This is a genomic window from Streptomyces sp. NPDC057249, from assembly GCF_042669245.1.
Classification (GTDB): domain Bacteria; phylum Actinomycetota; class Actinomycetes; order Streptomycetales; family Streptomycetaceae; genus Streptomyces.
The window spans coordinates 207,806-230,910 of sequence record NZ_JBHUXS010000005.1 but is presented as its reverse complement, the minus strand read 5'-3'; the positions used below and the strand labels follow the sequence as shown (position 1 = coordinate 230,910).

Genomic DNA, 23,105 nt, shown 5'->3' with positions numbered 1-23,105 from the left:
GCCCGCGAAAATCCCGCCGTGTGCAGCGTCTCATCAGTGGACGCGGCCCGGCGGTGCGCACCCCGATTGTTCCTGGCCGGGGCCCCGGTTGCGAACCCGGGGGCGGATCGGGGTGTCCCGTGCCACTCCGCCCTTATCGGGACACAGGCTCCTGAAGTACGGCGAACTCGGCACCCTGGTCGTCCTGGAGGACCGCCATCCTCCCGTACGGGATGTCGAGCGGGGGTTCGGTGACCCGGCCGCCGAGCCGCTGGACGGTACGGGCGGTGTCGTCGCAGTCCGCGACGTTGAAGTAGCTCAGGAAGTGGCTGGGCAGCTCGGCGGGGAAGGCGGCCGTGATGACGCTGCGCCCGCCAACCGCCGTCTCGGGCCCCGGTTCGGTGCCGGGCGGGGACCACGTACGGAAGTCCACCCGGTGCTCGTCGGTGTCGGGGACGTCCAGGGGCGAGTCGTCCACGTCCGCGCAGCGGAAGCCGAAGACCTCCTCGTAGAAGGGGTCGACGCGCTCCTTGGACCGGGTGTGGACCTCGGTCCAGCAGAAGGAACCGGGCTCGTTCTGCTTCTGGAAGCCCGCGCGCTCGCCGGCCTGCCAGAGGCCGAAGACCGCGCCGCCGGGGTCGGCGGCCTGGGCGAGCACGCCGTGGCGGCCGGCCGGGACCGGTTCGGTGATGACCTGGCCGCCGGCCGCGCGGACGCGGGTGACCGACGCCTCGATGTCGTCGGTGGCGAAGTAGACGCCCCAGGCGGTCGGCATCCGCCCGTCCTTCTTCGCGGCCAGCGCGGCGACGAGCTTCCCGTCGCTGAGGGCGTCGGCGCGGGGACCCTCGGCCGGACGGAAGGTCCAGCCGAACAGCTCGCCGTAGAAGCGCTTGCCCGCCTCCAGGTCGGGGAGCTGCACATCCACCCAGCACGGTGCGGACTGCGCGAACGCGGCCATGGGTCCCGGTCCTTCCGTCGTGGAGTGACGCCCGTCACCGTCACGGTAGCTTTACGGTGCGTGCGGCGCGCCCCGGAGCGATTGTTTGCGAACGCAGGTTCGAAAGTTATCCACCGAAGTTATCCACAGGCTGTTAATAACACTGTTCAGACTGTGGGCGACGAGGCCGGCACGAGTGCCGGGAACCGGGGTCGACATGGGCCCCGTTCCCCATTTGCTTCGGCCGAATCGCGCTCCCATCACCCGTCGGTAAGCTGACGGCATGACAGGACAAGTACGCACCGTCGACGGCCGCGTGGCCGGTCGACGCGGTCAGGCGACGCGGCAGAAGCTGCTCGACTGCCTCAGCGAGATGCTCAGCTCCTCGCCGTACCGGGACGTCAAAGTCATCGACGTCGCCCGGAAGGCGGGGACTTCACCAGCGACCTTCTACCAGTACTTCCCCGACGTCGAGGGCGCCGTCCTCGAACTCGCCGAGGACGTCGCCAAGGAGGGGGCCGGGCTGACCGAACTGGTCGCCGGGCGCTCCTGGGTCGGCAAGTCGGGCTGGCAGACCTCCGAACAACTCGTGGAGGGCTTCCTCGACTTCTGGCGGCGCAACGACGCCATCCTGCGCGTGATCGACCTCGGCGCGGCGGAGGGCGACAAGCGGTTCAACAAGATCCGCATGAAGGTCCTGAACTCCGTGACCGGCTCCCTGACGGAGTCCGTGAAGGAGCTCCAGGCGAAGGGCAAGGTCGACAAGGACATCAGCGCCGCCGCGATGGCGGGCTCCCTGGTCGTCATGCTGGCCGGCGTCGCCTCGCACCAGAAGGGCTTCACGGCCTGGGGCGTCAAGCAGGCCGAAATCAAGCCGAACCTGGCACAGTTGGTGCATCTCGGCATGACCGGCAAGAAGCCGGCGAAGTAACCGATCCCGCTGGGCGACGCGCGGTGACCCCGGCGCCCCCAGGTCCTGTCTCACCGACGGCGGACCACGCCTGTGGTCCGCCGTCGGCGTATCCGGACGGGCGTGCCGGCGGGCAGACCCAGCGAGGTTTTTTTCAGCCCGCCCTGATCGCCCCCACCGGGCAGGCGCGTACCGCCTCCGCGACCATCGGGCCCGGCTCCGGCTCCGGCAGGAGTTCGCTGAGGCCGTCCTCGTCCTGGGTGAAGACCTTCGGGGCCGCCAGGGCGCACTGGCCCGCGCCGATGCACACGTCCTTGTCGATGTCGATCCGCATGGGGTTCTCCTCCGTCACCACGTCACCGGCAGTTCCAGCAGGCCCTGCACCGTGTCGCCCGGTTTGAACGGCACGTCCTCCGGCTCCACCGCCAGCCGGAGCCCCGGCAGGCGGCGGAAGAGCGCGGGCAGGGCGATCTCCAGTTCGGCGCGGGCCAGGTTCTGGCCCAGGCACTGGTGGATGCCGAAGCCGAAGGCGATGTGGTTGCGCGCGCCGCGCCCGAGGTCCAGCTCGTCGGGCGTCTCGAAGACGGCCGCGTCCCGGTTGACCACCGCGGTGGACAGGAGCACGCCCTCCCCCGCCCGCAGCGTCTCGCCGCCGATCTCGATGTCCTCCACCGCCACCCGGGACAGCCCGTCCGCGATGGACAGGAACCTCAGCAGCTCCTCCACGGCGGCCGGCACCGCCTCCGCGCCGCCGCCGGTCAGCCGGGCCAGCTGGTCCGGGTGCCGGAGCAGCGTGAACGTGCCGAGCGAGATCATGTTCGCGGTCGTCTCGTGGCCGGCCACGAGCAGGATCTCCGCCAGGCGGACCAGCGCGTCCCGTTCAACCGCCCCGGTCTCCAGCTGCTCGGCGATCAGCTCGTCCAGCAGCCCGTCGCCCGGCTCGCGCCGCTTCCGCTCGATCAGGTCGCGGAAGTACGCGTCCAGGTCCTCCCGGGCCTCGATCACGTCCGCCGGGCCGGGTCCCCGGAGCAGCTTGCGCGAGCGGTCCTCGAAGAACTCGTGGTCTTCGTACGGCACCCCGAGCAGTGCGCAGATGACCGTCGACGGCACCGGGAGCGCGAAGGCCTCCACCAGCTCGGCCGGCGGCCCCTGCGCCACCATCGCGTCGAGCAGCCGGTCCACGGTCTCCTGGATGCGCGGCCGCAGCGCCGCCGTCCGCCGGAGCGTGAAGCTGGGGATCAGCATCCGGCGCTGGGTGTTGTGCTCCGGATCGTCCACGCCGAGCAGTTCGACACGCCGCTGCTGGACCGCGGCGAGCCTCGGCGCGAAGAAGGGGAACTCCGGGTGCGAGCGGTCGGACGACAGCCGGGGGTCGGACAGCAGCGCCCGGGCCTCGGCGTGGCCGGTCACCAGCCAGACCGTACGGCCGTCGAAGAGGCGGGCCCGGGACACCGGCCGCCGGCCTCGGTCCGCGCTCGGGTAGCCGGTGGGCGGGTGGTAGGGGCAGGTGCGGTCCTGCGGGAAGGCAATGGGCTCGGACTGGGTCTCTGTCATGACGGACCTCGCAACGAGGGGGGTGTGGTGGTCCTGCCGATCACCCTCACTAGATGCCTCAGGCATCTACCCGGCCTAGATGATGTTCGGCCATACCCGCCGAACGGAGCATCGGCATCCACTTTCGGCCGCCGAGGAGCACCATGGAGACAGGCGAGGAGTGGAGGTCACCCATGGCCAGAACCCGTAGCCGGTACGCCCCCGACCGTGGCCTGACCACGCGTATGGTCACCACCATGTTCCTGATCGGACTGCTGTACGTGGTGCTGGTCGGCGTGCTCCTGGCGGTGCTGCGCGGGGCCTGGCCGGTCATCCTGGTGATCACCGGCGGGATGTTCGTCGCCCAGTTCTGGTTCAGCGACCGGATCGCCGCGTTCAGCATGGGCGCCCGGGAGGTCTCCCCCGCCGAGGCGCCGGAGCTGCACGGGGCGATCGACCGGATATGCGCCCTTGCCGATATGCCGAAACCACGTGTGGCGATCGCGCAGAGCGATGTGCCGAACGCCTTCGCGACCGGGCGCAGCCAGAAGTCCTCGCTGGTCTGCGCGACGACGGGGCTGCTGCGCAGACTGGAACCGGAGGAGCTGGAGGGCGTCCTCGCGCACGAGATGTCGCACGTCGCGCACCGGGACGTGGCCGTGATGACGATCGCCTCGTTCCTCGGCGTCCTGGCCGGGATCATCACCCGGGTCGCGCTGTGGGGCGGCTTCGCCCGCAACAGCCGGAGCAACGACCCGATCGGCATCCTCGTCCTGCTCATCCCGCTGGTCAGCGCGGTCGTCTACGCGCTGAGCTTCCTGCTCACCCGGCTGCTCTCGCGGTACCGGGAACTCACCGCCGACCGCACGGCCGCCCTCCTCACCGGCCGCCCCTCGGCCCTCGCGTCCGCGCTCACCAAGGTGAGCGGCCGGATGGCCCGGATTCCGACGGAGGACCTGCGGAAGGCGGAGCCGTACAACGCCTTCTACTTCGTCCCGGCGTTCGCCTCGAAGGAGAGCATCGGCCGGCTGCTCTCCACGCACCCGACCCTGGAGCAGCGCCTCGACCAGCTGGCCCGCATCTCGGCCGACCTGTCCCGTCCGTGAAGGAGTCCGTCCGTAAGGAGTCCCCGTGGGCCTGCTCGACACGATCCTGGGCCGCAGCAAGCCGGTCCGCCCCGACCTCGACCAGCTCTTCGCCGTCCCGTCCGCCGCGCTGACCCTCCAGGCCGCGACGGGCCTCACGCCGACGGGTCTCGGCTCGGTGTGCTTCGCGGGCGTGGAGGGCTCCGCCTTCGCCCGGGTCCGGCAGGACGTGCGCGAACTGCTCGACGCGGATACGGGGCGCGGCGGCGTCCCGGTGGAGTTCAGCCGCGACGCGTACGGCTACACCTGGCTGCTCGCGCGCCAACCGCCCGAGGACACCGCCGCGCTGGTCAACGACCTGCACGCGGTGAACACCCTGCTCCAGGACGGCGGCTTCGGCCCGCAGCTGCTGTGCTCGCTGGTCGCCTTCCGGGACGGGGAGGGCCGCTCGCTGGCGCTGGTGTACCTGTACAAACGCGGCACGTTCTATCCGTTCGCCCCGGTCCCGGGCGGTGCCGAGAAGCGCGACAACCGGCTGGAGCTGGAGGTCCGGGCCGTGCTGGGGGACGACCTGCGCGTGGAGCAGGACCTGTCGCGGTGGTTTCCGGTGTGGGGGGCGCCGGGGTTGTGACCTCGCACGCGGTCAGGGACGCCTGGCCACCTCGGGGTGTGACTTGATGACGACCGTCGTCGTTCCGACCGTGCCGAAGTAGGCGCCCGGCCCGCCGTAGGCCGCGTGGAACGATCGCTGGAGGTCTCCCACCGTGTAGATCTCGGAGTCGGCCGCGGCCAGGTTGGGCGGGCTGTTCCCGTCCGACCAGGCTTGCAGGACGACGCAGTCGTTCCCGTCGCGGGCCACCACCGCGCCGGCGTGGAACTGGCTCATCTCCTTCTCCGGGTCGGGTTTGGTGACCACGATGACGAACGCCTCCCCCGCCCGGGGATCGGCCATCTCATTCTTCGGGCCGGCGAACTGGCGGGCCTGGCGGCGATTGGACGGGTCCGCCTGACCGAACGCCTCGGTCGGACCGAAGCGCTTGTCGGTGGTCTCGATCGTGCTGTACTCGCCCTCGCCCCAGCCGAGTTCGCGGACACGGTTGTTGATGATCTCCTCGGCGGCGTGCAGGCAGTCCTGCTGGACGTCGCCGCCCAGCCAGTGCCTGTAGTACGTCCCCCCGTTCCACTGCATCGCGTCGTTGTCCGCCCGCCTCAGGGCGGGTGCGACACTGCCCGCCGGCGCGTCCTCCCGGACCCAGACGTACGGGGTGTCGGGGCGGGTCAGGAAGAGACCGTTCTCGGACGCCCGGAGGACTTCCCCGTTCACGTCGACGTCGGCGTAACGCTGCACGGCCTCACCGGTCCGGGCGGCCGTCCTCGTGTCCGCCCGGTGTGCGGCGTCTTCGCCGCGTTCGGGCGCCGGCCCCCTCATCACCCGGGTCGCGTTCGCCTCGGCTTCGCGCTCGAACCGGTCGCCCGGGTCGCTGACCCGGAGCCCGGAGCCGTTGTCCGTACCGGCGACCGGCCCCCGGCGCTGCTGGATGACGTGGGTCAGCTCGTGGGCGAGCGTGTGCTTGTCGGCCCCGCCGTCACCGATGACGACGTGGTGCCCGGAGGTGTAGGCGCGGGCCCCGACCCCGGCGGCCGAGGCCTTGGCGGCGGCGTCGGTGTGGATGCGGACGTCGGAGAAGTCCGCCCCGAGCCGGGACTCCATCTCCGTGCGGACGGCACTGTCCAGCGGCCGGCCCGCGGAGCGCAGCACATCCGTGACGGCCGCGCGCTGCACCGGCTGCTCCGCCTCCTCGTGGCCGCAGTGCGCGTGGCCGGCGGCCCGCAGCATCTGGACGACGGCCTGGTTCCCGAGGCTGCCCTGCAGTGCGAGGAGTTCGGTGGCGGGCATCCCGGCCGCGGCGGCGGGCTTGCGGGCCGCCGCGTGCCCCCCGCGATCCGCACCGGTCTTCGCAGCACCGTCCTGGCCGCGCATGGGCACCTCTTCCTGCCGGGGTTGTGACCCCTCCTGCATATCCCGTCGCCCGGCCCCGGTTCCAGGTCCCCCGGGGCAGAGTTGACTGGCCCGGGGGCCCGGTCCGGCGGCGCCGGCGTACATCCGGTCTCCCGCCGCCGCGAGCCGGGCCCCCACCGGGTGCTCCGGTCCTCACGTCCGTTTGAAGTACTCGATCTCGCCCAGGGCGATCGGGTGTCCGCCGCCCCGGCCGGCTGCCTCGCGGATCGTGAAGCGGACCGACACGACGTCGCTGACGCCCATCCGCAGGGTCTGCTCGCCCGGCTTGTCCGCCAGGGTCATCGTCTTCTCGTGGACCTTTCCGTCCTTCGTCCTGATGCTCAGGTCCGCCCGGGTCGGCCTGGCCCCCTTCTGGAAGACCTCCGGCTTCGCCGAGACGCCCGTGTGGACCGTGACGCCGACCAGCCGGAACGGGTCCTCGAACTCCGCCGTCAGCGCGTCGCCCGTCTTCGGCGCGCCCCAGTACGTGTTCGTCACGCCGTCCACCGCCGCCTTCGCGGGGTGGCCGGGGGCGGACCCGGTCGCGGTGACGTGGGCCGGGGAGACCTCGCCCGTGCCGCCGAGCTTGTCGCGTACGTCCTCCACGACGTACCGCCCGGCCGGGATCAGCAGGAAGCCCGCGACCAGGAGGGCCGCGACGACCAGGGCGATGAGGCTGCCGCGCAGCAGCCGCCCCGAGCCCGCCCGCACCCGGCGGTTGAACGGCCACCTGGTCCGCCACCAGGGCAGCGGAGCTGCCGTGGCACGGGGTTTCAGGGGCTCGGCGCAGTTCCGGCAGAACGTGCGGCCCGGGCGGTTGTTCGCGCCGCACGAGGGGCACGGCTCGCCGTCCGGTTCGTCGTCCACCGCGGCCGTCCTGACGGTGGGCCGGGCCGCGACGGGTACGCCGGGCAGGACCGCGCCGACCGGCTCGTCGGCCGGTTCCGCCACCGGCCCCGGCGGGGCCGGCCGGGCCGGCCGTACGGGGGCGGGCGCGGGGGGCCGCGGGGCGGCCGGGGGCGGGGTAGGGGCCGGGGCCGGCGTGGCGGGTGCGGCGGGGTCCGGGGTTGCGCGCGGCTCCGGGGCCTCCGGCGCGGGGGCGGCAGGCGCGCCGGGGCTCGGGGTCGCACCCCGTTCCGGGTCGGGCGCGGGGGCGGGGGCGGGCGCCGGGGTCGGGGTCCTCCGCCACGCCGGGCGCCGCGGCGCGCGCGGCTCCGGTGCCGGCGCGGGGGCCGGGTCGGGCGCGGGGGCCGGGTCCGGGGCGGGGGTGGCCGGGCTCGGGGCCGTACGCGCCTCCGGGGCCGGCGCGGGGGCAGCGGGTCCGCTCGGGCTCGGGGTGGTGCCCCGTTCCGGGGCCGGGGCCGGGTCCGGGGTGGCCGGGGTGGCCGGGGGCGTGGCCGGCTCCGGTTCGGGGGCCGGGTCCGGGCGCCCGGGCCGCACCCGCGTCGACCAGCCCAGATACGTACCGCAGCTCCCGCAGAAGTCCTCGTCCTCCGCGTTCGCGGCGCCGCAGGCCGTGCATGGGCGGGTCATGTGGGGCTCCCTGTGATCTCGACCCGGCAGGTCAGGTGCGCCGGGCAGGAGGCGCGGACCACCGCCAGGACGCGGGCCTCGTCCAGGGGGCGGTCCGACCGGACCCGGACCAGCAGCTCCCCCGTCGGGGCGGGCGGCAGCGCGGAGTCCGGCTCGGACGACCACGCGACGCCGCCGCCGCCGTCCTGGATGTCCGCCTCCACGCCGAAGCAGAGGCGCAGGTGGTCCGCCAGGCCCTGGCGGGTGCCCCGGCGGCGGTGGATCTCGACGGCGCGGGCGACGGCGGCGCGGCGGCGGTCCTGCGGCCAGGCCGGGTCGATGCCCGCGCCGACCCAGGAGGAGAGCCAGGACAGGAAGTCGTCCGGGGTCAGGGCCGGGTCGAAGTAGGCCGGAAGGTTGTCGAGCGTGGACAGGACCGGGGCGAGGACCGTGTCCAGGCCCGCCGTGAAGCGCTGGGCGAGGTCGTCGTCCGCGTACAGGGCGGGCAGCAGCGCGCCGATCGGGTAGCGGCTGGGGAGGCCGGGGACGGCGGCCCGGGTCATCGGCGCTCACCGGGCCCGGTGGCGGTGACCGCGATCTGGTGCTGGTGGGAGAAGACCAGGGCGTTCGGGGCGATGTCGATCCGGTCCACCGCTCCGCCGCGCCTCCCGGTGAGCGGGTCCGCGGGGAACAGGCGGACCTCGTCGACCAGGCGGACGCCGGGCACGGCCTGGAGGGCGGCGAACACCTCCCCGTACTGCACGGGCCGGCCGAACGGCCAGCCGGTGCCGTCCGGGCCGCCCCGGAGCGGGTCGACGAGGCGGAAGAGCGCGTCGAGCGCGGCGCTCCGGACGCGGTCCGTGTCGCCCTCGTCCGCGACCAGACCCGCGACGACGGTGACGCCCTGGTAGGCGGGGGGTTCGACGACCAGGCGGGTGCCGACCAGCCGCCGTTCGTCCAGGCGCCCGGCCACCGCCGCGAGCACGGAGTCCGGCGGGATCAGCTGCTCGAAGCGGAGCCGCCCGCCCTCGTCCGGGACCGCGTCGGGCACGACCAGGACCCGGACCGCGCCGCCCTCGCCGGGGGCGGCGGGCAGGCAGCGGACCCGGCGCAGCGAGGGCGCGGCCTCGCGGGCGATCGCCTCGTGGTCCTCGGCGGTGACGGCCCGCTCCTGGACGCGGAGGATCTGCGGCGCGCGGGCCTTCGCGTTCTCGACGGTCTCGCCGTCCACGCCGCCGCGCGCCGCCTCGCGGTTGTCGACCCCGGCGACGTACGGGACGGAGCTGCGCAGGACCCGGATCGCGCCGCGCGCCACGTTGCCGGCGGCGCCGCCGCCCGTGCGGTAGCGGGCGAGGCGGATGTGGGCGCCCTTCGGCGGCACCGCCCCGTACGCCCGCATGGTGCCGTCCGCCTCGCGCACCTCGGGCGGGAAGGCGAACCGGCCCCCGACGGCGTCGATCCGCACGTGCCGGTCGCCCGGACCGGAGGCGCCGAAGTGCTCGACCGGGGTCCAGGTCTGCCAGCCGCCGTCCGACGACACCTCCACGAGCGGCGGTTCCCCGTCGAGCAGGACGGGCGTCCGGGGCGCGGCGAACGTCTGGCCCGCCACCCCCTCGGAGGTCCCGAGCGGCACGTCGTGCACGGTCTCCGCGTGCTCGACGCCGGCCGTGCCGCCGACGGTGAAGACCTCGGCCTCGCGGATCGTCGGGGACTCGGAGTAGAAGGGCTGGCCGGGGGCGGCCTCGGTGACCCGGCAGCGCAGCCAGCCCGCGCGGATGCCGGCGGTGACGGACTCGGTGTGCCCGGCGGGCACGAACACCGTGATCTCACCGGGCTTGTTGAGCCCGCCGGTGGAGTCGACGCCGGTCGCGCACGGCACCCAGCGGGCGCCGTCCCACGCCTCCCAGAGCAGCGGCGGCTGCCGGGGGTCGACGCCGACGCCCTCGACCCGGCTGTCCAGGCGTACGGCGACGATGCAGCGGGGCACGGCGGTGGGCAGCCCGAAGAGGAGGGCGTCGCCGGGCTGGGGCCGGGCCTGGAAGCAGGGGATGTCCCGGCCCTCGGCGAGCGGCGCGGTGCGGTCGGTCTGCTCGCCGGACGCCGGGACCGTGACCAGCCGGACGAGGGAGCTCGGCACGATCGCCAGGTCCTCGCCGGTCGAGAAGACGACCGCCTCCTCCGTCTCGCCGCGCGCGGTCGCCACCTCCGTGCCGGCCGGGAGGCGCACGGTGTCCGGCTGCGGCGCGGACAGCCAGAAGTCGACGTCGGCGCGGGCGGCCGTCGGCGGGAACAGCTGCACGCCGAGCAGGTCCAGGAACGCGAAGTAGTTGCGGTCCGGCACCCGGTTCAGCCGGTACAGGAGCTGGTCGACCATGTACGCGAACGTCTCGATCAGGGTGACGCCGGGGTCCGACACGTTGTGGTCGGTCCACTCGGGCGAGCGCTGCTGGACGTACCGCTTGGCCTCGTCCACGAGCTGCTGGAAGCGGCGGTCGTCCAGATTGGGCGGGGTCAGGGACATCAGCGGGCTCCCGCCTCGGGGATCGTGTAGAAGGGGAAGACGAGGTTGCGCAGGTCGTTGGTGGACCGGACGGTGTAGTGCACGTCGATGTAGAGCGTGCCTTCCTCGACGGTGTCGTACGCGACGACCACGTCCCGGACCTCGATGCGCGGCTCCCAGCGTTCCAGGGACGTGCGCACCTCATGGGCGATGCGCCCGGCGGTCGCGCCGTCACCGGGGGCGAAGACGTACTCGTGGATGCCGCAGCCGAACTCCGGGCGCATGGGGCGTTCGCCGGGTGCGGTGCCGAGGATCAGGCCGATCGACTCCTCGATCTCCTGCTCGCGCTCGACCATGCCGATGCCGCCCGTGGCGCCGACGCGCAGCGGGAAGCCCCAGCCGCGCCCGATGAACCCGTGCTCGCTCATATCGGGCCCCCGATCAGGACGTTGGGCGCGCCCATGGCGATCTTCGCGCCGCAGCTGGTGGTGTCGCCCATGCGGGCGGCGGGCAGCCCGCCGATCAGGACCGCGCCGCCGACGGCCGCCGCCGGGTTCGGCATGACGACGTTCCCGGGGCCGAGCAGGGCGTGCGGGGGCACGGCGCACACGTGCAGGCTTCCGGTGACGGCGGCCGGCTTGCCGCCGATCAGCACGGTGGCGACGGCGACCGCGCCCGGGGGCGGGGTGCCGATGACGCCACCGTGGACGGTGGGGTCGCCCGTACGGGCTGCCTGGGGCATGGCTGTTGGTCTCCTCGGTGGGGCGGGGCGTCAGTTGATGCGGACGAGTGCGGCCTTCAGGACGGCGAGCAGACCGCCGTCGACGGTGACGCCGGTCTTGCCGTTGATGGTCACCTGCTTCCCCTTCACATGGACATCGCCGACGCCCGCGTCGAGCGTGATCCCGGTGCGGCCGAGCGAGACGGAGCTGAGCACCCGGGAGGTGCCGCGCGCGTACACCTTCAGCGCGATCTCGCCGCGCCGCTCGTCGAGCACGACCTCCAGCTGCTCGTCACCGGTGGCCAGCCGGACGCCGGACGGGCCGCGCGGGGTGTCGAGCAGTTCGATCCGGTTGCCCGAACGGGAGACCAGCGAACGGCGGTTGACCTTGCCGCTGGTCGGGTCCACGAGCGGGACGTCGTGCGGGGACGGCTTGTCGACGCCGTTGTAGAGGCCGCCGAGCACGTACGGGCTGTCGATCAGGCCCTGTTCGAAGCCGACCAGCACCTCGTCGTTGACCTCGGGGCTGAACACCCCGCCGCCGCCCTGCCCGCCCCACTGCACCGTACGGACCCAGTCGGTGACGTAGGTGTCGTCCAGCCAGGGGAACTTCAGCCGCACCGAGCCGCGTTCCTTGCCCCGGCCCTCGCGGATGTCGGTGACGACGCCGATCGCCAGGCCCGGCATGCGGGGGCCGGGCAGGGGTGCGCCCTGGCCGCCGGTGAGGCCGGTCAGCGAGCGGTCCGGGTCGGTGCTGACCAGGACGGTCGTACGGTAGCCGTCCTGCGGGTCCAGGGTGTGGTGGGCGGCGGTCGCGGTGTAGCGCCCGGCGAACGCGGGGCCGACGTTGCCGAGGGCGACCGGTTCGCCCGCCCGCAGCTTCGGGTTGCCCTCGGCGACCGCCTCGATCTCGCCGAAGCCGGAGGCGACCCGTCCGGCCACGGCACCGGCGACCGCGCGGGCCTCGGCCTGCGTGCGGTACGGGGTGTCGGCGACGGTCATCCGGGCGTTCTTCCCGAACAGGGCGGCGGCCGACGACGGGTTGGTGCCCGGGGTCACGGTGGTGGACCGCACGGACTGCTCCCGGGCGACCAGCCGGACCTTGTTCTCCACGTCCCAGCCGCGCACCTCCACGCTGTCCGCCCCGTCCGCCCCGGTCAGCACGGCCCGGAGCGCCAACAGGTTGCGGCCGTATTCCAGGACCATCGGGTGTTTCGCGGCGGAGGTGGACGGGGACGGCGCCGAGGCGGCGGGCTTCGGCTTCACGAACTGGAGCACGCCCTTCTCGTCCACCAGGACGTGTGCCCCGCACTCCCCCGCGAGGTACTGGAGGAAGTCCCAGTCCGAGATGTTCGGCTGGGTCAGCTGCTTGTACATGACCGGGGCGGCCTCGACCTTCCCGCACGGCAGCCCGGCCCCGGCGGCGACCTTGCGGACGATGTCGGCGGCCTTCATGTTCCGGTACGCGACCACCTTGCGGCCGCGCTTCAGCCGGTGCGCCTTGGAGAACGCGCGGACGACGGTGAACGAGCCCGTGGTGTCGCTGTCGAGCTCCAGCGCGGTCACCTCGCCCGTGAACAGCCGCTCGCGCGCCCGTTCCTGGACGGTGACCACGGAGATCTTCAGCTCGGTGCCGATTGTGATCCCGGTGGCGGTGAGCAGCGTGTGGTACGGGTCGCGGTACGTCAGGACGGCACTGGCGGGCAGCCCGATGTTCTCGTCCACCGCGCAGCTCACCAGCTGGGCGGCCCACGCCTGGGGCAGCTCGGCGGGCGCCTCCACGATGGGGTCGGCGGCGAAGGAGCGGGCGGGGCCGGTCATCGGGCCGCCTCCGGTACGCCTTCCTCCGCCGCGCCGTCCTCCAGCGCGGGCACCAGGAGTTCGCTGCCCGGGGGCAGGTGCATGGGGTCGTCGATGCCGTTGGCCTCGGCGATCGTGCGCCAGGCCGTGGCGTCGCCGTACTCGCGCCAGGCGAGCAGCGGCAGGCTGTCCCCGGCGACGACCGTGTGGGTGCGCCGCGCCTCCCGTGAGCCGGACGTCGGGTTCTGCCCGGCCGGGTCGACGCTCGCCTCCTCGATGGACAGCGAGCAGGTGGCGCGCAGCGGCTTCCCGTCCACGTCGAAGAGCGTGTACGACACGGAGAGGCTGGACAGCACCCCGTCGAACGAGGTCGTCGTGGACGTCCCCCAGTCGAACCGCACCCAGGGGCTCGACGGCTTCTTCCGGCCCAGGCTGCTCGGGGTCGGCACGCAGGCCGTCATCAGCTGCTCGACCGCCTTCTCCACGGAGTTGTCGTGGGTGGCGGTGGCGTCCAGGAACACGTCGAGCGACAGCGAGCGGGGCCCGCTGCCCACGAACTCGGGCAGCGCGGACTCGCCCGCCGTGCGGGACGGGGTGCGGCGCCACTCGGTGGACTTGCGGAGGGAGAGCGTCGCCGGGTTGAACTGGAGCGTGAGCTGGGCGAGGGTCCCGCCCGGCTTGGCGCCGACGTCGGACGGCGGCTCCATGATGGTCAGCTGTGCGCGGGTACGGCTCGTGCGGGCTGCGGCTGGCACGGGGTCCCTCCTTCCACGACGTGTTCCCGACGGTTCATCAGGAGGTCACCAGACCCTCGTGCGCGATCTCCAGCGTCTCGACCGCCGCCTGGGAGCTGGCCGGGTCGAAGGACGGCCCCTGCCAGCGGACCGGCACGATCCCCTGGATCTGCCAGCTGACGATCCGGGTGAGGTTGGGGCGCAGGGCGACGATCTCACCGTCCTTCCGCTCGACGCGCTGCGTCGTCTCGTTCAGCCAGCGCGCGATCTTGAGCGTGTCGGCGGTGACCGGGCGGGTCAGGGTGATGTTGGTCCAGGTGATCCGCCCCGGCAGCTGCCAGGTGTACCCGTTGTTGCCGCCCTCGGCGTACTGCTCGATCTCCACCTCGGCGCCCAGGCCGGAACAGGTGTGGAACGCGCCGAGGTCGCTCCCGCCGATGGTGAGCTTGAAGAACACGCTCGTCGCGAAGATGTTGTCCGTCATCCGTTGCTTTCCTTCTCCAGCGCTTCCCTGTCAGCGGCGGCCGTCGTACGGACGTCCGGAACGTTCGCGGCCCCGCCGCAGATCGGCCCTGAGCAGCCGGGCGACGGGGTCGATGAGGCGTCGGGCGAGGTCTTCGACGTCCACGTCCGGGGCGGGCTCGGCGGGCCGTTCGGGCGCGGGACCCCGGGCGGGCTGCCGCTGCACGACGGTCACCGGCACGCCGGCGAGACCGGCCTGGGCCACGGCACGCTGCACCGCCTGCGTGTCCGCCTGCGTGTTCCCCTGCGTGGGCGGTGACTGGCCGGTCCGGGGAGCGGACGGCCGTACGGCGAGGGGCTGCGGTACGCCGGCGGGGGCGCCCGCCTCCGGCTCGGGCCCCGGGGCGGGGGCCCCGGTCTCCGCCACGACCGGCATCGCGAGGCGCTGCACGGGGGCGGCGGAGCCGCCGGGGCGGGGGGTGCCGGGCGGGTGCGGGCGGACGACCGGGGCCCGGTGGGCGGACTCCGGTGCGAGGGCGGCCGGCACGGCGGGTTCCTGCGGCGCGGCGGACCGGGCGGCCGGGAGCGGCGCGTGCGGGCGCGGCGCGGCGACCGGGTCGGCGGCGACCCGCTGGACGACGGGCTGCGCCGCCGCCTCCGGGCGCGGCGTGTCACGGCGCCAGGTGGCCGGTACGACGGGCCTGGTCGCGGCGGCGGACTCGGGGGCGGTGAACCCGTCGGCGGCGCCGGTACGCACGGTGAGGGTGCGCGCCGCGAGGAGCGCGCGGGCGCGCTGGACGGGGGCGGGCCCGGGCCCGTGGCGGGAGGGGACGCGCTGGACCCGGACGGGCGCGGTGCCGGCGGCGCGGTGCGCGGAGGGCGCGGCGGGGCCGGGCCGCGGGGCGGCCGGCTGGGCCCGGGGCGGACCGTCGTCGGCGGTGGCGCGGTGCGCGGGAGGCGTGGCGCGCAGGGGCATCGCGGAGGGCGCGGCGGGGCCGGACTGCGGGGCGGCCGGCTGGGCCCGGTGCGGGCCGTCGTCGGCGGTGCCGGCGGTCGGCGGGAGGGCGGCGAGCGGTGCGCCGAGACCGCCCCGGGTGCGGGCCTGGGAGCCGGGGCCGGTGGGCGGGGTGGCGGCGCCGTCGGACGTCTGCCGCTGGACGACGGGCAGCGCGCCCGGTCCGCCCGCGTCACGGGCGGTGGACGGGGCGAACGGGGCCGCGTCTGCGGGGAGTTCGCGGAGCGGCTTGCCCAGGGTGGGACGCGTGCCGCGCACGGGGGCCGGGGAGGCGGACGACCGCCGCACCACGGACGGGCCGGCCGGTCCCTCCGGGGCCGCGGCGGAGTCGCCCGCCAGTCGCTGGACCACGGGAAGGCCGGGCCCGGCGGGGACACCCGGCGCGGGCCGCCCGGGGTCGGCGGAGTCGTCGGCCTGACGCTGGACGACGGGAAGCCCGGCCCCGGCCCGGGCGCCCGTGTCCCCGGCCGACGCCGACTGCCCGCCCAGGGTGGGCCGTACGGACTGCGGGGTGGACGCGGGCGCGTCCGCCTCGCGCTGCACCACCGGCAGGGCGGGCCCGGCCTGGGCGCCCGTGGTTCCGGCGGGAACGGCCAGGGACGACCGCCCACCCGACGCCGGAGGCACGGAGCCCCCGGCCGCCGCCCCGCTGGACGCGTCCGCCTGCCGCTGCACCACCGGCAGAGCGGGGGCGCCTCGCACGGGCGGCTCCGGCGCGGCGGGCTCCTCCGCCTCACGCTGCACCACCGGCAGGGCAGACCCGCCCGGCGCGGTCACGGGCGGCTGCCCGTCCAGGGTCGGACGTACGGGGGAACCCGCCCCCGGGCCGGTGGACGCGGACACGTCCGATTGCCGCTGCACCACCGGCAAGGCGGGGGCGCCCGACACGGGCTGCTCCGACGCGGCGGACTCCTCCGCCTCACGCTGCACCACCGGCAGGGCAGACCCGCCCGGCGCGGTCACGGGCGGCTGCCCGTCCAGGGTCGGACGTACGGGGGAACCCGCCGCCGATCCGGTGGACGCGGGCGCGTCCGCCCGACGCTGAATCACCGGCCCACCGGGCGCGGTCACGGGCGGCTGCCCGTCCGGGGTCGGACGTGCGGAGGACCCCGCCGCCGGACCGGAGGACACAGGCACGTCCGCCTGACGGTGCACCACCGGCAAGTCGGGGGCCCCCGGCGCGGCGGGCTCCTCCGCCTGACGCTGCACCGCCGGCAAGACCGGCCCACCCGGCACCGCCACGGGCGGCTGCCCGTCCAACGTCGGACGTACGGGGGACCCCGCCGCCGGACCGGTGGGCGCAGACACGTCCGCCTGGCGCTGCACCACCGGCAGGCCCGGTGCGGACCGGGGTTCGGCCGAGGGCTCGTCCGGGCCGGGGCGCCCGGGCGTGGCGGACGCGTCCGCCCGGCGCTGGACCACCGGTAGCTCCGGTCCGCCGGCGGAAGGCCGTCGCACCTCCGCGTCCGCCCCGGGCGGCAGCGCGCCCAGGGGGTCGCCGAGCCCACGGCGTACCGGAGGTGTCCCCGCGTCCGGCGCGGGCACCGCCGTGGAGGCGAGGGTGGACAGGGTGCGCGGGGTCGTCGACGGGCGGCGCGCCACGATCAGCGAGGGCGCGGTGCGGCGGGCGCGTACCGGTGCGGGGGACGCCTGCGGGGGCGCGGGCGGCGTACCGGCCCCGGACGGGCGGGACGCCGATCCGGGGACGGCCGGGACCACGCGCCTGGGCGCGGCCGGGCGCGGCGGGGCCTCCCCCTCACCCGCCAGCGGCGCCAGCGGCGCCAAGGGCGCGTCCGCCGCGCGCAACACCAGCGGCGCCTCCGCGGGGCGGTTGCGGGGCGTGCTCGGCGTCCGGGTCACCCCGTGGATGCGCCCCACCGGGGCGGACGGGAGGACCGCGTGGCCCAGGTCGTTGTCGCTGTAGGCCACGTTCTGCCAGGACGCCAGGCGGGACCGGAAGCGCAGGCCGTCGCTGACGCCGATCGAGGAGCGGGCGACGGTCACCGTCGGCGGCGCGACGCGGCGCCAGCCGCCGTCCCAGTCCGAGCCGGGACCAGCTGAGCCGGGACCGGCCGGACCGGAACCCGCCGGGCCGGGACTCGCCGTGCCGGGACCAGCCGTGCCGGGACTCGCCGGGCCGGGGCCAGGGGAGGCGGCCGCCTCGGACCCCGCGCCGGGACCCGGCGCCCGGTCCGCCGCGGGGGCGCCCGCCGCCGGACGCTTCCGGAACCAGCCCCTCAACTCCACGCCCTCACCCGCTCTCGTTCACGCGGGTGTTGATCCGCGCAATCTCCCTCACCCATTCCTGCCGCTCACCATGGGTGAGGTCGAGGATCTCCTCGCGCTGCCAGTGGAAGTGGTAGGCGATGTACGCGATCTCCTCCCGCAGCCGGGAAGGCGCGTACGTCACGATTCCCCCAGGCGCTCACCCGACAGGTCCACCTCGAACGAGCCCTGGCACAGCGGACAGGTGACCGCCGCGTGGGTGTGCCCCTCGCTGTTGATGCGGCGGTAGAAGTCCTGGAGGAACGCCACGTCGGTCGCGTACATCCGCTCGACCACCCCCGCGTGCACGTCGGTGATCGTGCCGAGGCGGGTGATGACCTGGCTCAGGAGCACCACGCTCAGGTACGCGGGGTTCTCCTTGACCCGGAGGTCGATCTGCGGACGCAGCTCGTCGCGGGCGGTGGCGAGCCGCATGGTCCCGGTCCGGTGGGTCCGGCCCTCGTCGTCCATGTAACCGCGCGGCAGCTCGAAGTCGAACTCGTCGGGCCGGCGCGCGGCCGGGGGCGGCGCGGGCGCGGGGGCCGGGGCGGCCTCGGGCTGCGCCGGCGCGGCGGCGGCGAGGCTGTCCAGGACCTCCTCCAGACCGCCGCCGGAAACGGTCCTGCGCCTCATTCGACCACGATCTCCTCGAAGGTGATGGTGACCGTCTCGGTCGCCGCGCTGGACTCGCCGGCCTTCAGCGAGGGGCCCTCCCAGCGGCTGGCCCAGCCCTGCATCAGCTGGATGCGGCGGACGGTGTCGCCCTTGGAGTCCTTGATCTCGATGGTGAGGTTCTGCCGCGCGGTGTCGACGGCGCCGTTGTTCAGCGTCTCCTTGATCCACTTGGTGAACTCGCTGCTCTTGTCGAGTCCCCGGGTGATCGTCACCTCGCCCGCCTGCCGCGCGCCGGGCTGCTTGCGGATGATCTGCTTGCCGGTGGAGGTCACCTGCCGGACCTCGACCACCTCTTCCTCGACGGTCAGGCCGCTGATCTCCTGGATGGACTCCACGAGATAGCCGCCGAGCTGCACGCCGAAGACGTGGGTGGAAAGAGCGTCGCCCTCTGCCATGACTGTGTGTCACCTGTTCCGTTCGTTGTCGTCTGCTGAGTTACTGCGGGAGAGGGACTGCGGTCACTCGTCCACGAGACTCGTGCTGTCCGAGAACTGCGAGAGCCGGAAGACGACGAACTCCGCCGGCTTCACCGGCGCGACGCCGATCTCGCAGACGACCTGGCCGAGGTCGATGGACTCCTGCGGGTTGTTGTCCCGGTCGCACTTGACGTAGAACGCCTCCTCCGCCGTACGGCCGAAGAGCGCGCCCCGGCGCCACTCCTCGGAGAGGAACGCGGTGACGTTGCGCCGGATGCTCGACCAGAGGCGGTCGTCGTTCGGCTCGAAGACGACCCACTGGGTGCCCAGGAGGATCGACTCCTCCAGGTAGTTGAAGAGCCGGCGGACGTTGAGGTAGCGCCAGGCCGGGTCCGAGGAGAGGGTACGGGCGCCCCAGATGCGGATGCCCCGGCCGGGGAACGCACGCACGCAGTTGACGCCGATCGGGTTGAGCAGGTCCTGCTCGCCCCGGCTCAGGCGGAGTTCGAGGTCGAGCGCGCCCCGGATGACCTCGTTGGCGGGGGCCTTGTGCACACCGCGTTCGCCGTCGCTGCGGGCCCAGACGCCCGCCACGTGGCCGCTCGGCGGCATGAGGGTCTGGCGGCCGGTGGCCGGGTCGAGGACCTTCAGCCAGGGGTAGTACACGGTCGCGTAGCGCGAGTCGTAGCCGGCGTCGTCGTTGCGCCAGGTGCGGACCCGCTGGGCGTTCATGCCGGGCGGGGTGTCCAGGACGGCGACCCGGTCGCCCATCTGCTCGCAGTGCGCGATGAGGGCGAGCTGTACGGCCCTGACCCCCTCGTCGTCGATGTCGCCGCGCTGGTGGGCGCTCATCAGGTCGGGGACGGCGACCATGGTGATCTCGTCGATCGCCTCGAGGGCCGCGATGCCCGTACGCGCCGACGCGTCGCCCACGTACTCGGTGGGGCCGGTCCGGCCGGTGGTGCTCGCGTCCGGGGCGGCGGGCGCGAGGGTGAGGCTCTGCTTCTCGGGGCGGGACTGCGCCGCGCCGGGCTGCTCGGTGACCTCGATGAGCTTGGACTGACGGGCCTGGGTGACGAGGTAGCCCTTGACGTTCTTGCGTACGGAGGTGTCGAAGGTCTCGACCACCTTGCCGCCCTGACGGACCAGCAGGCGGAAGCGGTCCTCCGGCGGGTTCTCGCCCTCGGCGTCGGCGACCTCGATGGAGATGCCGTCGCCGGCGCCCTGGCGGGCCGAGACGAGGAAGCCGCCGATGGCCACGGAGGGGGCCGTGGCGGGCGCGTCGTCCCGCGGGGCGTCCTCGGCGGGGCCGCCGATCCGGACGATGTACGCGGCGCCGCCGCCGTTGCTGAAGAAGCCGTGGACGGCGAGCGTCAGATACGTGTCCGGGGTGAAGGTGCCGAACGTCGAAACGTACTGGTCCCAGCTGGTCACCAGCGTCGGCCGGTGGAAGGGGCCGGTCTCCGCGAAGCCGACGAAGGCGGCGACCGCGGTGCCGACACCCTCGATGGGCCGTGCTCCGGACTGCACCTCCTCCACGTAAACACCTGGGGTGAGGTACGACGGCATGCTCGCTCCTTCGGCTGGTCAGTCGTTCGCCCGCCCAGTCTTGCCAGGGCGTACGCGGGGGCAGTAGGTCTCAAAGTCCTGGCCGGGGGGCAGGGCGGCTGCCTTTCCGGGGCGGTGCGTCCGCACACCGGGCGCGAGGGATTGGTTTCAGCCAGAAAGTACCGGGCCGGCCCGCGAGATCGGCTGGATTTCTTCGGTCGCTCCGGGGAACCGATGGAGTCCCGATCCGCTCCACCGAGCGCACGGCCGGGTGGTCCAGTCCATTTACCGCACACGGAAATGACCTGGAATCACCCGGGAAACGCCGGAATTGGCCCGCTGCCCGCGCTCCGCGCATTTGCGCGTCCAGTCGTTCCAGGTGTGTCCGGGTGTGTGAAGGGCCACATCCGGATGAACGCCGGGTGGCGCATCCTCGCAGGTGAGAAACCCGTCTGTTCATACAGGCGGAACAGAAGGCCAGTAATCCGGCGCTATCGTTCCTCTCGCGAAACATCGCTCAGCACACCGCTGACATTGAGCACTTGGTGACATCCGGAAGCCTGCTTACCGGTGGCCGGTGTCCCAGGCTTTGCGCAGGTCACGGAAACGGTGACCGCCGCCTTCTCCGGTATCTGAATGGGGGTGACCCAGTGATAGTCCTGGTTCCTGAACGTCTCCAGGGCAATGGTGGTGATCTTCCGCTGCCCGAAGGAGATCGTCAGCAGCCCTTCGTCGCCCTGGAAATTGGCCACGACGATGTCCGTGACACCGAAAGTCTTGCCTTCCGGGACCACATAGGTGCCGGTCTTCCGGCCACCCGCGCCCGTCTGCACGTCGATGGTCTGGGAGCTCTGCTGGCCGCCGGTCCCGCCGGTCCCGCCGGAGCCGCCCGTCCCACCCGTGGAGCCGGCCGGGCCGGAGCCGCCCGTGGCACCGCCGGACCCGTCGGCGCCGCCCGCACCCTGCCCCTTGCCCTGGGGCTCCTGCTGCCCGCCGCCGGAGGCCGAACCCTCCTGCCGGGGCTGCCGGTTCTCCTCCTGCGCGGCCTTGGCGCCCGCCTCCTTGGCGGTGCTGCGGACGGCCGGGCGCACCAGCGCGAACCAGGCGAGCAGCAGGGCGATGATCGCGGCGAGCAGGATCAGCAACCACTTCGGGAACAGCGGGAGTTGGGCGAACTCACCCGGCAGCGGCTCCGGCCGCCCCACCCGGGCCTCCTCGGCCCCGGCGTCCTCCGGCTCCCCGGCCACGACCTCGAACGGCCAGGCGGCCGGCGCGCCGAACCAGATCAGCTTCCGGGCCCGGACCCGGAGGGCCGCCTCGGCGGACTCGCCCGGCTCCAGCTTCCGGCGCTCCGGCGTGAACGCGAGGCGCAACTCCTCGCCGGGCTGCCGGGCACTCAGCGACACCTCCGTGGGAGCGTTCCCACGGTTCTGTACGACGGTACGGAAGCGGGCCCCCAGCCAGCCCCGGCGGCGCCCCGGCTCCAGGCGCGCGCGCAGCTCGTGGAACGGCTCGACCACCACCGTCATCTCCGGGACGGCCACCGACTCGGGGTGCTCGGCGGGCAGGACCCGTATGCCCAGGGGCTTCTCACCGGCCAGGACCTCGTGGGACCGGGGCGGCGCGAACCGCACCGTGACGGTCTCGGAGGTGCCGGGGTAGAGGGAGACCCGGGCCGGTTCCACCGTGGTCCACGCCGCACAGTCGCCGACCACGTCGAGGGTGTACGCCTCGACGATGTCCCCGTCGTTGCGCACGGTCAGCGTGGTCGTCGCTTCGGCGCCGGGCGACACCGTCACCGTGGGCATTGCGAGTTCGGCAGATGTGGTCACCCTGCGACGCTAGGCCGCACCGCACCCCCGGCAGCAGGGGCGCGAGGGCAATGTGCGGGCAGGGGCGGTGCCCCGGGGGCACACCCGCGCCGGGTGCCCGCACCGCATCCCCGCGCCAGGTCGCCCTGCGCCGCCCGGACGAGCGCGTACCCGACCTCACGCATCGGAAACCGGCGGAAGCGGCCCAGAAGGACGAGAGCATGACCACGATCACGACAGACATGACGACGACGGGGGCGGCGGGCCCGCGCGGCCTCGCCCCGCCCGAGCAGCCCGCGCCCGGCATACCCGCCCCGGCGTCCGGCCGGGTCTCGGTGGCGGTGTACGCGGAGGACCTGATCCTCCGGACCGGGGTGGTGCAACAGCTGCGCCGGCGCCCGGAGATCGAGCTGGTCCCGGACGAGGAGGCGGACCGGGCCCAGGTGTCCCTGGTGGTGGTGGACGTGGTGAACGAGCCCGCCGTCCAGCTCCTGCACCGCCTCCAGCGCAACACCGCGACCCGGACGGGCCTGGTCGTCGGGTACTTCGAGGCGGGCGCCCTCCAGACGCTGATCGAGTACGGGGTGGCCGCCGTGCTGCGGCGCGGGGAGGCCGACCAGGACCGGCTGGTCCACCTCGTGACGGCCATCGCGAAGGGCGAGGGGGTCCTTCCCGGAGACCTCCTCGGCAAGCTCATCGACCACGTCAGCAGCCTGCACCGCTCGGTCCTGGACCCGAGGGGCCTCTCCCTGTCCACGCTCACGACACGGGAGGCGGAGATGATCCGGCTGGTGTCGGAGGGCTACGGCACGGCGGAGATCGCGCAGAAGACCTCGTACTCCGAACGCACCGTCAAGAACGTGCTGCACGAGGTCGCGACCCGGCTCAACCTGCGCAACCGGGCGCACGCGGTGGGGTACGCGATGCGGCACGGGCTCATCTGACGCGCACCCGGGCCGACCGCGCACCGGGCACCGGGAGGGCAGCCGCCGTTGCCCCCTCGGTGCCTCCGCCCGCCCTCCGGCGGGCGGACCGAACTCCGCGGGGGCCGGGGCGCCTTGACGAGAGAACGGTCCGGGGCGGGCCGCCGGGGCCGCGGCAGCCGCAAAGGGCACCCGCTCTTCCCCCGCCCCGGGTACTCCCGGCCCTGTTCCACCGGCCCCATGGACGGGATGCTCGTCGTGGAGAACCATCGATTCAGAC

General features: G+C 74.1%; 22 protein-coding genes. 4 read left to right on the top strand and 18 right to left on the bottom strand.

What is annotated here, in order from left to right:
- Window positions 1-133: 133 nt before the first annotated feature.
- A complete protein-coding gene (locus tag ACFUJY_RS11815) occupies window positions 134-937 on the bottom strand; it encodes a VOC family protein (protein WP_383297816.1) in 804 nt (267 codons plus the stop codon).
- Window positions 938-1,199: 262 nt separating this feature from the next.
- Between ACFUJY_RS11815 and ACFUJY_RS11810 the strand changes: the two genes are divergently transcribed.
- Complete coding sequence (locus tag ACFUJY_RS11810; RefSeq protein ID WP_383297814.1) at window positions 1,200-1,847, top strand: TetR family transcriptional regulator; 648 nt, start codon at window positions 1,200-1,202, stop codon at window positions 1,845-1,847.
- Window positions 1,848-1,980: 133 nt separating this feature from the next.
- On the opposite strand, the gene ACFUJY_RS11805 is transcribed toward ACFUJY_RS11810, so the two are convergent.
- Window positions 1,981-2,160 carry a ferredoxin gene (locus ACFUJY_RS11805; protein ID WP_383297813.1) on the bottom strand — a complete coding sequence of 60 codons (180 nt, stop codon included), beginning with the start codon at window positions 2,158-2,160 and terminating at the stop codon, window positions 1,981-1,983.
- A gap of 14 nt (window positions 2,161-2,174) precedes the next feature.
- Entirely contained in the window at window positions 2,175-3,380 is a 1,206-nt protein-coding gene (locus tag ACFUJY_RS11800) for a cytochrome P450 (RefSeq protein ID WP_383297811.1), read from the bottom strand.
- 173 nt (window positions 3,381-3,553) lie between these two features.
- On the opposite strand from ACFUJY_RS11800, the gene htpX reads away from it, so the two are divergent.
- A complete protein-coding gene (htpX, locus tag ACFUJY_RS11795) occupies window positions 3,554-4,465 on the top strand; it encodes a zinc metalloprotease HtpX (RefSeq protein ID WP_383297810.1) in 912 nt (303 codons plus the stop codon).
- Between the two features lie 25 nt (window positions 4,466-4,490).
- The gene (locus tag ACFUJY_RS11790; RefSeq protein WP_383297808.1) at window positions 4,491-5,075 is read left to right on the top strand and encodes a hypothetical protein; all 585 of its coding nucleotides are present in this window, start codon (window positions 4,491-4,493) and stop codon (window positions 5,073-5,075) included.
- Between the two features lie 12 nt (window positions 5,076-5,087).
- Here the strand turns inward: ACFUJY_RS11790 and ACFUJY_RS11785 are convergent, their stop codons facing one another.
- From ACFUJY_RS11785 to ACFUJY_RS11715, 15 genes are all read right to left on the bottom strand, one after another.
- On the bottom strand, window positions 5,088-6,425 hold the full coding sequence (locus ACFUJY_RS11785) for a DUF4157 domain-containing protein (RefSeq protein ID WP_383297806.1): 1,338 nt from the start codon (window positions 6,423-6,425) through the stop codon (window positions 5,088-5,090).
- 171 nt (window positions 6,426-6,596) lie between these two features.
- Window positions 6,597-7,976 carry a zinc ribbon domain-containing protein gene (locus ACFUJY_RS11780; protein ID WP_383297804.1) on the bottom strand — a complete coding sequence of 460 codons (1,380 nt, stop codon included), beginning with the start codon at window positions 7,974-7,976 and terminating at the stop codon, window positions 6,597-6,599.
- Window positions 7,973-8,518, bottom strand: coding sequence for a phage tail protein (locus ACFUJY_RS11775; RefSeq protein ID WP_383297803.1), 546 nt, complete (start codon window positions 8,516-8,518; stop codon window positions 7,973-7,975). Before ACFUJY_RS11775 ends, ACFUJY_RS11780 begins: the two co-directional genes overlap by 4 nt.
- Complete coding sequence (locus ACFUJY_RS11770) at window positions 8,515-10,476, bottom strand: putative baseplate assembly protein (RefSeq protein WP_383297801.1); 1,962 nt, start codon at window positions 10,474-10,476, stop codon at window positions 8,515-8,517. The genes ACFUJY_RS11775 and ACFUJY_RS11770 overlap by 4 nt, the downstream gene beginning before the upstream one ends.
- Window positions 10,476-10,883, bottom strand: a complete 408-nt coding sequence (locus tag ACFUJY_RS11765; protein ID WP_383297800.1) for a GPW/gp25 family protein — start codon at window positions 10,881-10,883, stop codon at window positions 10,476-10,478. Before ACFUJY_RS11765 ends, ACFUJY_RS11770 begins: the two co-directional genes overlap by 1 nt.
- Window positions 10,880-11,197, bottom strand: coding sequence for a PAAR domain-containing protein (locus ACFUJY_RS11760; RefSeq protein WP_383297798.1), 318 nt, complete (start codon window positions 11,195-11,197; stop codon window positions 10,880-10,882). The genes ACFUJY_RS11765 and ACFUJY_RS11760 overlap by 4 nt, the downstream gene beginning before the upstream one ends.
- A gap of 30 nt (window positions 11,198-11,227) precedes the next feature.
- Window positions 11,228-12,997 (bottom strand): VgrG-related protein, encoded by a 1,770-nt coding sequence (locus ACFUJY_RS11755; RefSeq protein ID WP_383297796.1) that lies wholly within the window; start codon window positions 12,995-12,997, stop codon window positions 11,228-11,230.
- Window positions 12,994-13,683 (bottom strand): LysM peptidoglycan-binding domain-containing protein, encoded by a 690-nt coding sequence (locus tag ACFUJY_RS11750; protein WP_383298080.1) that lies wholly within the window; start codon window positions 13,681-13,683, stop codon window positions 12,994-12,996. The genes ACFUJY_RS11755 and ACFUJY_RS11750 overlap by 4 nt, the downstream gene beginning before the upstream one ends.
- Window positions 13,684-13,768: 85 nt before the next feature.
- Window positions 13,769-14,194, bottom strand: coding sequence for a phage tail protein (locus ACFUJY_RS11745; protein WP_164401809.1), 426 nt, complete (start codon window positions 14,192-14,194; stop codon window positions 13,769-13,771).
- Window positions 14,195-14,224: 30 nt separating this feature from the next.
- On the bottom strand, window positions 14,225-17,191 hold the full coding sequence (locus tag ACFUJY_RS11740) for a hypothetical protein (protein WP_383297794.1): 2,967 nt from the start codon (window positions 17,189-17,191) through the stop codon (window positions 14,225-14,227).
- 247 nt (window positions 17,192-17,438) lie between these two features.
- Window positions 17,439-17,597 carry a DUF6760 family protein gene (locus tag ACFUJY_RS11735; RefSeq protein WP_018101391.1) on the bottom strand — a complete coding sequence of 53 codons (159 nt, stop codon included), beginning with the start codon at window positions 17,595-17,597 and terminating at the stop codon, window positions 17,439-17,441.
- The gene (locus ACFUJY_RS11730; protein WP_383297792.1) at window positions 17,594-18,085 is read right to left on the bottom strand and encodes a hypothetical protein; all 492 of its coding nucleotides are present in this window, start codon (window positions 18,083-18,085) and stop codon (window positions 17,594-17,596) included. The genes ACFUJY_RS11735 and ACFUJY_RS11730 overlap by 4 nt, the downstream gene beginning before the upstream one ends.
- On the bottom strand, window positions 18,082-18,522 hold the full coding sequence (locus ACFUJY_RS11725) for a phage tail protein (protein WP_018101393.1): 441 nt from the start codon (window positions 18,520-18,522) through the stop codon (window positions 18,082-18,084). The genes ACFUJY_RS11730 and ACFUJY_RS11725 overlap by 4 nt, the downstream gene beginning before the upstream one ends.
- 63 nt (window positions 18,523-18,585) lie before the next feature.
- Entirely contained in the window at window positions 18,586-20,112 is a 1,527-nt protein-coding gene (locus ACFUJY_RS11720; RefSeq protein WP_383297791.1) for a phage tail sheath family protein, read from the bottom strand.
- Window positions 20,113-20,582: 470 nt separating this feature from the next.
- Complete coding sequence (locus tag ACFUJY_RS11715; RefSeq protein ID WP_383298078.1) at window positions 20,583-21,899, bottom strand: hydrolytic protein; 1,317 nt, start codon at window positions 21,897-21,899, stop codon at window positions 20,583-20,585.
- Between the two features lie 224 nt (window positions 21,900-22,123).
- On the opposite strand from ACFUJY_RS11715, the gene ACFUJY_RS11710 reads away from it, so the two are divergent.
- Entirely contained in the window at window positions 22,124-22,846 is a 723-nt protein-coding gene (locus ACFUJY_RS11710) for a response regulator transcription factor (RefSeq protein WP_383297789.1), read from the top strand.
- Window positions 22,847-23,105: the final 259 nt, after the last annotated feature.

What these genes read in the sequence shown, in the direction of transcription:
- ACFUJY_RS11815 (WP_383297816.1), bottom strand. Translation starts at nt 937, where the DNA reads ATGGCCGCGTTCGCGCAGTCCGCACCGTGCTGGGTGGATGTGCAGCTC.
- ACFUJY_RS11810 (WP_383297814.1), top strand. Translation starts at nt 1,200, where the DNA reads ATGACAGGACAAGTACGCACCGTCGACGGCCGCGTGGCCGGTCGACGC.
- ACFUJY_RS11805 (WP_383297813.1), bottom strand. Translation starts at nt 2,160, where the DNA reads ATGCGGATCGACATCGACAAGGACGTGTGCATCGGCGCGGGCCAGTGC.
- ACFUJY_RS11800 (WP_383297811.1), bottom strand. Translation starts at nt 3,380, where the DNA reads ATGACAGAGACCCAGTCCGAGCCCATTGCCTTCCCGCAGGACCGCACC.
- htpX (WP_383297810.1), top strand. Translation starts at nt 3,554, where the DNA reads ATGGCCAGAACCCGTAGCCGGTACGCCCCCGACCGTGGCCTGACCACG.
- ACFUJY_RS11785 (WP_383297806.1), bottom strand. Translation starts at nt 6,425, where the DNA reads ATGCGCGGCCAGGACGGTGCTGCGAAGACCGGTGCGGATCGCGGGGGG.
- ACFUJY_RS11780 (WP_383297804.1), bottom strand. Translation starts at nt 7,976, where the DNA reads ATGACCCGCCCATGCACGGCCTGCGGCGCCGCGAACGCGGAGGACGAG.
- ACFUJY_RS11775 (WP_383297803.1), bottom strand. Translation starts at nt 8,518, where the DNA reads ATGACCCGGGCCGCCGTCCCCGGCCTCCCCAGCCGCTACCCGATCGGC.
- ACFUJY_RS11770 (WP_383297801.1), bottom strand. Translation starts at nt 10,476, where the DNA reads ATGTCCCTGACCCCGCCCAATCTGGACGACCGCCGCTTCCAGCAGCTC.
- ACFUJY_RS11765 (WP_383297800.1), bottom strand. Translation starts at nt 10,883, where the DNA reads ATGAGCGAGCACGGGTTCATCGGGCGCGGCTGGGGCTTCCCGCTGCGC.
- ACFUJY_RS11760 (WP_383297798.1), bottom strand. Translation starts at nt 11,197, where the DNA reads ATGCCCCAGGCAGCCCGTACGGGCGACCCCACCGTCCACGGTGGCGTC.
- ACFUJY_RS11755 (WP_383297796.1), bottom strand. Translation starts at nt 12,997, where the DNA reads ATGACCGGCCCCGCCCGCTCCTTCGCCGCCGACCCCATCGTGGAGGCG.
- ACFUJY_RS11750 (WP_383298080.1), bottom strand. Translation starts at nt 13,683, where the DNA reads ATGGAGCCGCCGTCCGACGTCGGCGCCAAGCCGGGCGGGACCCTCGCC.
- ACFUJY_RS11745 (WP_164401809.1), bottom strand. Translation starts at nt 14,194, where the DNA reads ATGACGGACAACATCTTCGCGACGAGCGTGTTCTTCAAGCTCACCATC.
- ACFUJY_RS11730 (WP_383297792.1), bottom strand. Translation starts at nt 18,085, where the DNA reads ATGAGGCGCAGGACCGTTTCCGGCGGCGGTCTGGAGGAGGTCCTGGAC.
- ACFUJY_RS11725 (WP_018101393.1), bottom strand. Translation starts at nt 18,522, where the DNA reads ATGGCAGAGGGCGACGCTCTTTCCACCCACGTCTTCGGCGTGCAGCTC.
- ACFUJY_RS11720 (WP_383297791.1), bottom strand. Translation starts at nt 20,112, where the DNA reads ATGCCGTCGTACCTCACCCCAGGTGTTTACGTGGAGGAGGTGCAGTCC.
- ACFUJY_RS11715 (WP_383298078.1), bottom strand. Translation starts at nt 21,899, where the DNA reads ATGCCCACGGTGACGGTGTCGCCCGGCGCCGAAGCGACGACCACGCTG.
- ACFUJY_RS11710 (WP_383297789.1), top strand. Translation starts at nt 22,124, where the DNA reads ATGACCACGATCACGACAGACATGACGACGACGGGGGCGGCGGGCCCG.